This window comes from Candidatus Rokuibacteriota bacterium (assembly GCA_016209385.1).
Classification (GTDB): domain Bacteria; phylum Methylomirabilota; class Methylomirabilia; order Rokubacteriales; family CSP1-6; genus JACQWB01.
On the sequence record JACQWB010000284.1, the window covers coordinates 1 to 7,588 of the forward strand.

Below are 7,588 nucleotides of genomic sequence, written 5' to 3' on the forward strand. Positions count from 1 at the left end.
GCTTCGGCGCAGGCAGCTTCATCGCCTGCGCCAGCGGCGAGGCGAGACCCGAGTAAGTAAGAGCCACGAGGCGAGGCCCGAGTGGTGGTTCGAGCCGAGGGGCTGCCGACGAGCCGCAGGCGAGGAGAGCCACGAGGCGAGGCCCGAGTGGTAGTTCGAGCCGAGGGGCTCCGGACGAGCCGCAGGCGAGGCAGTTCGAGCCGAGGCGCTTCGGCGCGGGCAGCTTCATCGCCGGCGCCAGCGACGAGGCGAGGCCCGAGTAAATAACACCGAGGCGAGTCCCGAGTTGATTGCGCCGGCCGGGTACCCGCTGAAAGCGCGGGTGGGGGCTCGAGCCACGTGAGAAGCTACATCGTGCGCCGCTTGGCGATCGCGCTGGTCACCCTGCTGGGGATGTCGATCGTCATCTTCGCCCTCATGCGCCTGGCCCCCGGCAACATCGTGGACGTCATTTTCGAGTCCGCGGGCTACGTGAACCCGGCGGACAAGAAGCTCCTCGAGAAGGAGCTCGGGATCGACAAGCCGGTCGTGGTTCAGTACCTGGACTGGTTGGGCTCGATCCTCCGCGGTGACCTCGGGAAGTCCTACCGCTACGAGCTCCCGGCCTGGCAGATCATCAAGCCCCGCATCCCGATCACGGTCGAGCTGGCCGTGCTCTCCCTCCTGATCTCGGTCCTGCTCGGGGTGCCGACCGGAGTGATCAGCGCGGTCCGCCAGGACACGCGGCTCGACTACATCCTCCGCGTCTTCAGCCTGGCCGGCCTCTCGATGCCGTCGTTCTGGCTCGGAATGGTGATCATCCTGGCCCTGGTGGCGTGGGTCGGGTGGATCCCGCCGATGGTGTACGTCCCGCCCGGCGAGGATCTCAAGATCCACCTGGTCCAGTTCCTCCTCCCCGCCCTGGCCGTGGGCTACCGCTCCTCCGCGCTCCTCATGCGGATCACCCGCTCCTCGGTGCTCGAAGTCATGCGGGAGGACTACATCCGGACGGCCTGGGCCAAAGGGCTTCGCGACGCCGTGGTGATCTGGCGCCACGCGCTCAAGAATGCCTTCCTCCCCGTGATCACCGTGATCGGCATCGAGTTCGCGTTCCTGATCGGGGGCCTGGTCGTGACGGAGACGGTGTTCAACCTCCCCGGCGTGGCGCGCTACCTGGTGGAGGCTATCCTCTGGCGCGACTACCCGGTTGTGCAGAACCTGGTCATGTTCATCGCGATCGTGGTGATCCTCACCAACCTGTTCGTGGACATGCTCTACGGGTGGTTCGACCCGCGGGTGCGCTATGGCGAATAGGCACACGGCGGTGACGGCCGAAGGGATCGAGCTGGCAGCCCCCGTAGGGGTCAGCCTCCCGCGCGCCGGCCTCTGGACCCTCCTCCTGCGCTTCTGCCGGAAGAAGCCGCTGGGCGCCGCCGGCGGGTTCCTGATGCTCGTGATGGTGGCGACGGCGGGCTTCGCCGACTTCCTGGCCACCGCGGATCCGGTCACCACAAACGCAGCCCACACCCTGGCGAAGCCCTCGGCCCAGTTCTGGCTGGGCTCGGACCACCTGGGCCGGGACATCTACAGCCGGATCGTCTACGGCGCGCGCGTCTCGCTCATCGTGGGTGCCGTGTCCACGCTGCTCGGCTCGATCCTGGGGGGGATCATCGGGCTCCTGTCCGGCTACCTGGGCGGGAAGACCGACCTGATCGCCCAGCGCGTGATGGACATCCTCCAGGGCTTGCCGCTCCTGGTGCTCGCGCTCGTCATGGCCGCCGCGCTCGGCCCGTCGATCCCCAACGTCATCATCGCCATCTCGATCCCGATCATCCCCCGCGCCGCGCGCGTGATCCGGTCGAGCGTCCTCGCGATCCGGGAGTTCGCCTACATCGAGGCGGCGCGCGCGCTCGGCGTCGGTCACCTGAGCATCGCCTTCCGACACATCCTGCCGAACACTGTGGGGCCGTTCATCGTGCTGGCCACGGCCCAGCTCGGGAGCGCCATCCTGGTCGAGGCCGCGCTGTCCTTCCTCGGGCTCGGCGTCCCGGAGCCCGCCCCCTCGTGGGGACGGATGCTCTCGGTCTCCGCCACCGAGTACGCCCAGAAGGCGCCTCACCTGGTGCTCTTCCCGGGCTTCGCGATCAGCCTCGCGGTTTTCGGCTCGAACCTCCTGGGTGATGCCCTTCGCGACGTGCTTGACCCCAGGCTCAGGGGAGCGTAATGTCCGAAAACGCCTTAGTTGTGAGGGGTCGCGCGTCCCAGCGGTAGCGGCCCCGAAGAAGGAGGGATGACCATGAAGATGTACGTGGCAGGGAAGTGGATCGACAAGCCTCAGAAGATCGAGGTCGTGAACCCCTACGACAACTCGCTCATCGACACCGTCCCCCGGGCGGACCTTGACGACGTAGGCCGGGCCCTCGCCTCGGCCGAGCGCGGCGCCAAGGCGATGGCCAGGCTCTCGGGCTACGAGCGCTGGAAGATCTTGAAAAAAGCGGCGGAGCTCATCGAGGCCCGCAACGAGGAGCTCGGCCGGCTCATCAGCACGGAGGAGGGGAAGATCATCGCCGAGGGGCGCCTCGAGGCCCGCCGGGCCGTCGAGACCATCATGGGCTCGGCGGAGGAGGCCAAGCGGATCCACGGCGAGACGGTCCCGTTGGACGCCGATCCGAGCGGCGGCAAGCGCTTCGCCTTCACGCTCCGGGTCCCGTGTGGCGTCGTGGTCGCGATCAGCCCGTTCAACTTCCCGCTGAACCTGGTCTGCCACAAGGTGGGCCCGGCCATCGCGGGGGGCAACGCGGTGGTCATCAAGCCGGCGACCGACACCCCGCTGTCGGCCCTGAAGCTGACCGAGATCCTCCTCGAGGCCGGGCTGCCGCCGGAGGGGATCCAGTGCCTGACCGGCTCGGGGGGCGAGATCGGCGACACCCTCGTGGCCGATCGGCGCGTCCGCAAGATCACATTCACGGGGAGCCGGGACGTCGGCGAGCGGATCTGCAGGCTTGCCGGGATCAAGAAGGTGACGATGGAGCTCGGCTCCAACTCTCCGGTCATCGTGATGCCCGATGCGGACCTGGAGAAAGTCGCCGCGGCGGTGACGGCCACCGGCTACGCCAACGCCGGGCAGGTCTGCATCTCCACCCAGCGGGTCCTGACCGCGGGGAAGGTCTACGCCGACTTCCTGGACGCGCTGAAGCCCAAGGTGGCCGCGCTCGCCACGGGAAACCAGCTCGACGAGAAGACCAAGGTGGGCCCCATGGTGCGCGAGAAGGACGCGATCCGGGTGGAGGAGTGGATCAGAGAGGCCGTGGCCACGGGCGCGCGGGTCCTCGTGGGCGGCGAGCGGCGGGGCACCATCTATGCGCCGACCGTCGTCGCCGACGTGAAGCCCGAGATGAGGATCTCCTGCGACGAGCTGTTCGGGCCGGCGGTGGCCGTGACGCCGTTCAACAACATCGACGAGGCGATCGCGCTGGCCAACGACACCATCTACGGCCTCGCGGCCGGGGTCTTCACCGAGAAACTGGAGTGGGCGATGCGCTTCGCCCGCGAGGTGGAGTCCGGCAACATCCACGTCAACTGGGGCCCCCAGTGGCGGGCGGACCTGATGCCCTACGGCGGCCTCAAGGAGTCGGGCTTCGGCAAGGAGGGGCCGCGCTACGCCGTCCAGGAGATGACCGAGCTGAAGCTCGTGGTCTTCCACCTGACGGGCTGAGGGGAGGAACGGCGATGGGTAGGCGAGCGATGCGACGTTCGACGCTGGCAGCGTGCCTGGCGGTCGCGCTCCTGGGCCTGGCCCCCACGGCGTCGGCGCAGCTCCCGGCCAACGTGATGCTCCTCCGCGGGACCATCGCGTCGGCCGAGCCCGCGGCGCTGAGCGTGAAGACGAAGGAGGGTGTCGCCCGCGTGGCGCTGACCGAGAAGACCGGCTATTCCGGGGTGCTGGCGGCCAAGGTGGAGGAGATCAAGCCCGGCGAGTACGTCGGGATCACAGCGAAGCGGGGCGCGGGAGGCGGCTGGGAGGCCGTCGAGGTGCACATCTTCCCTGAGGCGATGCGCGGCCTGTCGGAGGGCCACTATCCGTGGGACTTCCCCGGGACCACGATGACGAACGCCGTCATCGCCGAGGTCGTCCAGAAGGTTGATGGCCCGCTGCTGACGCTGACCCCCAAGGGCCAGTCGGTCCAGATCCGAGTGCCGTCCTCGGCGACGATCGTGCGCGTTGAGGTTCGGAAGGCCGACGCGGTGCAGGTGGGTGCCGGCACCGTCGTGGTGGCCCGCAAGGGCGACGACGGCAGCCTGACCGCGCTCAGGGTCTACGTGGGCCAGGGTGGCGTGATGCCGCCGTTTTAAGTCGTCGAAGGGGGCCTCGCCGGCCCCCTCCGAGCCACCCCCGGGAAGGGGTTGCGCCGGCGAAGCCGGCGCTCGAACGAGGTGTAGCCAGACGCGAGTATTTCATCCGTTGCCTCTCCCCGCCGGGGAGAGGGTAGGGTGAGGGGTGAACACGTATGGCGAACGACGAGCTGTGCTGGATGTCGGCTGTCGAGCTGGCGGCGGCGATCAGGCGGAAGAAGGTTTCTCCGGTAGAAGTTGTCGATGCCGTTCTTGCCCGGATCGAGAGCCTGAACCCGAAGCTCAACGCGTACTCCACCCTGACCGCCGAGGCGGCGCGGCGGGAAGCCAGGGCCGCCGAGCGCTCGGTCATGCGCCGCGGCGCCCGGCCCGGCCCGCTCCACGGCGTGCCGTTCTCGATCAAGGACCTCCTGATCACCAAGGGCGTGCGAACCACCTGGGGCTCCAAGCTCTACGCGGACCATGTCCCGGAGGAAGACGCCCCCGCCGTCGAGCGGCTCAAGGCCGCCGGCGGGATCATGGTGGGGAAGACGAACACGCCGGCCTTCGGCTGGATCGGCGCCACGCACAACCTGGTCTTCGGGATCACCCGGAGCCCGTGGAACCTCGACCGGACGCCCGGCGGGTCGAGCGGTGGAGCGGGTGCGGCCGTTGCGGCAGGGATGGCCCCGCTGGCGGTGGGCACGGACGGGGGAGGCTCGATCAGAATCCCGTCATCGTTCTCAGGGATCTTCGGCCTCAAGCCCTCCTTCGGGCGCGTGCCGGTCTATCCCTTCAGCGGTGCCTGGAGCCTCTCCCACGCCGGCCCGATGACCCGCACCGTGGCGGATGCTGCACTCATGCTGACGGTTCTCGCGGGTCCCGACGAGCGCGACCCGCACTCGCTGCCGGCCCAGCCGACCGACTATGCCAAGGCGCTCGGAGGAACGCTCAAGGGGCTCCGCGTGGCGTGGAGCCCGAACCTCGGCTACGCGACCGTGGACCCCGAGGTCCAGACCGTGTGCGAGAAGGCGGCGCGGCGCTTCAAGGAGTTCGGGTGCAAGGTGGAGGCGGCCGACCCGGGCTGGCCGAGCCCCCACGCGGCGTGGGAAGTCATCTTCTGCGGTGGCATCGCGACCCGGCTCGCGCCGTACCTGCCTGAACGGCGGCAGGACATCGACGCGGGGCTCGTGCGGATCATCGAGGAGGCGCTGAAGTGGCCTCCCACCAGGTACGTGCAGGCCTGGTTCGACCGGCTGACGTTCTGGGATCACGTCAGGAAGTTCTTCGCCAAGTACGACCTGCTGCTGACCCCGGCGGTGGCCTGTCCGCCCTTCAAGGTAGGGCTCGACAACCCGCTCGAGATCGCCGGGCGGCCGATCCCCCCGTACGGCTGGATCCCGTTCACCTACCCCTTCAACCTGACCGGCCAGCCCGCGGCGTCGGTCCCCGCCGGTTTCACGCGCGACGGGCTTCCCGTCGGGCTCCAGATCGTGGGCCGCCGCTTCGACGAGGCCACCGTGCTCCGCGCGGCCGCAAGCTTCGAGCGTGCCCAGCCCTGGATCGGGAGGAAACCAACGATCAGTTGAGCCCTCACCCTGCCCTCTCCGAGATGATGCCCCTCACCTCTTCTCCTCTCCCGGGTAGGGAGAGATAGGGTGAGGGGGAGAGGTGGCGGTGAGGAGGGAGGCCTCGATGACCGTCGACGACGTCAAGCGCGTGCTCGTGGTGGGCGCCGGCCAGATGGGCTCCCAGATCGCCATGCAGGCGGCGCTCCACGGCTATCAGGCAACACTGAACGACCTCTCCCGAGAGATTCTCGAAAAAGCCATGAAGTCGAACCGCGGCCACCTGGAGCGGCGTGTCGCCAAGGGCCAGCTGGCGAAGGAGGCCATGGAGGCGGCGATCGGGCGCGTGACGCTCGAGCCCGATCTGGGAAAGGCCGCCCGCGATGCCGACTTCGTGATCGAGGCCATCATCGAGCGCCTGGAGCCCAAACGCGAGTGCTTCGCGAAGCTCGACCGCTTCTGCCCGCCTCGCGCGATCCTGACGACGAACAGCTCCACGCTGATGATCTCCCAGATCGCGACCGCCACGAAGCGGCCCGCCCAGTGCGCCAACATGCACTGGTTCTACCCGCCCCTGGTGATGCGCCTCGTGGAGGTGGTGAAGGGCAAGGAGACGAGCGAGGAGACGGTCCAGCTCGTTGCCGCGCTGGTGAAAAGGATCGACCGCGAGCCCGTCATTCTGCGCAAGGAGCTGCCAGGGTTCCTGGTCAACCGGATCCTGCGCGCGCTCGGGCGCGAGGCGTACTACCTCCTCGAGGAGGGCGTCGCCGGATTCGCCGACATCGACAAGGCCGTGGAGCTGGGTCTGAACCACCCGATGGGGCCGTTCAAGCTCGCCGACTTCTCGGGCCTGGACATCGGCTACAACGCCCGCCTCGAGACCTACGAAGTCACGAAGGACCCGAAGGACCTGCCGCCGAAGGCCCTCGAGGCGCGCGTCAAGCGCGGGGACCTCGGCCGCAAGAGCGGCAAGGGGTTCTACGACTGGAGCACGGACCCGCCCGCGCCCACCCCCGATTGAGCTGAGCCGGCCGCGCGCCCAGATTTACCCGGTTTCGCGGAGAATTATCAGCCTTTCCGGCCGCTCGCACCGAGGTTACCGCTGCGCTGCCGGCTGCTCCGACAAGTCAGGCTGGCGTACCCGGTGCCTTTCCGATATAAATGCTGGCATCGTTACCGGTCAAAGGGGAGCGACGGGTGCGTCCGGTCGCGTTGTGCTTGGGCATGCGTTTCCCCGGCTCGTTGGAGGGCGCGGCGTGAGGTGTCTCGGGTGCCAGCACGAGAACCCCGCGCAGGCGAAGTTCTGTATCGAGTGCGCCGCGCCGCTGGCCCGGAGCTGTGCGCGGTGCGGCTCGCAGCTTCCCGTCGCCGCCAAGTTTTGTCCCGAGTGCGCCCATCCCGCGGGTGCGCCGGCCGCGGAGCCCCGACTCGGTTCACCTGAGGTCTATACCCCGAGGCATCTGGCCGAGAAGATCCTCACCTCCCGCAGCGCCCTGGAAGGCGAACGCAAGCAGGTCACAGTGCTCTTCGCCGACCTGAAGGGGTCGATGGAGCTTCTGGCCGATCGCGATCCCGAGGACGTGCGGAAGATCCTCGATCCGGTCCTCGAGCGCATGATGGAGGCCGTCCACCGCTACGAGGGGACTGTAAACCAGGTGATGGGCGACGGGATCAGGGCGCTCTTCGGTGCCCCTCTCGCCCACGAGGAC

The 7,588-nt window shown here is 68.6% G+C and carries 7 protein-coding genes; all 7 read left to right on the forward strand.

Annotation, left to right across the window (positions count from 1 at the left end):
- The first annotated feature begins 339 nt into the window (after nt 1-339).
- Nucleotides 340-1,293: an ABC transporter permease gene (locus HY726_21555; GenBank protein MBI4611584.1), complete on the forward strand. Its 954-nt coding sequence runs from the start codon at nt 340-342 to the stop codon at nt 1,291-1,293.
- A complete protein-coding gene (locus tag HY726_21560) occupies nt 1,283-2,203 on the forward strand; it encodes an ABC transporter permease (protein MBI4611585.1) in 921 nt (306 codons plus the stop codon). The genes HY726_21555 and HY726_21560 overlap by 11 nt, the downstream gene beginning before the upstream one ends.
- A 72-nt stretch (nt 2,204-2,275) precedes the next feature.
- On the forward strand, nt 2,276-3,694 hold the full coding sequence (locus tag HY726_21565) for an aldehyde dehydrogenase family protein (GenBank protein ID MBI4611586.1): 1,419 nt from the start codon (nt 2,276-2,278) through the stop codon (nt 3,692-3,694).
- Between the two features lie 14 nt (nt 3,695-3,708).
- Nucleotides 3,709-4,332, forward strand: coding sequence for a hypothetical protein (locus HY726_21570; protein ID MBI4611587.1), 624 nt, complete (start codon nt 3,709-3,711; stop codon nt 4,330-4,332).
- Nucleotides 4,333-4,487: 155 nt separating this feature from the next.
- Nucleotides 4,488-5,900, forward strand: a complete 1,413-nt coding sequence (locus tag HY726_21575) for an amidase (GenBank protein ID MBI4611588.1) — start codon at nt 4,488-4,490, stop codon at nt 5,898-5,900.
- Between the two features lie 106 nt (nt 5,901-6,006).
- Complete coding sequence (locus HY726_21580; GenBank protein MBI4611589.1) at nt 6,007-6,900, forward strand: 3-hydroxyacyl-CoA dehydrogenase family protein; 894 nt, start codon at nt 6,007-6,009, stop codon at nt 6,898-6,900.
- A 235-nt stretch (nt 6,901-7,135) separates the two neighbouring features.
- Nucleotides 7,136-7,588: zinc ribbon domain-containing protein (locus HY726_21585; protein ID MBI4611590.1), on the forward strand; the 453-nt coding region annotated here is incomplete at its 3' end.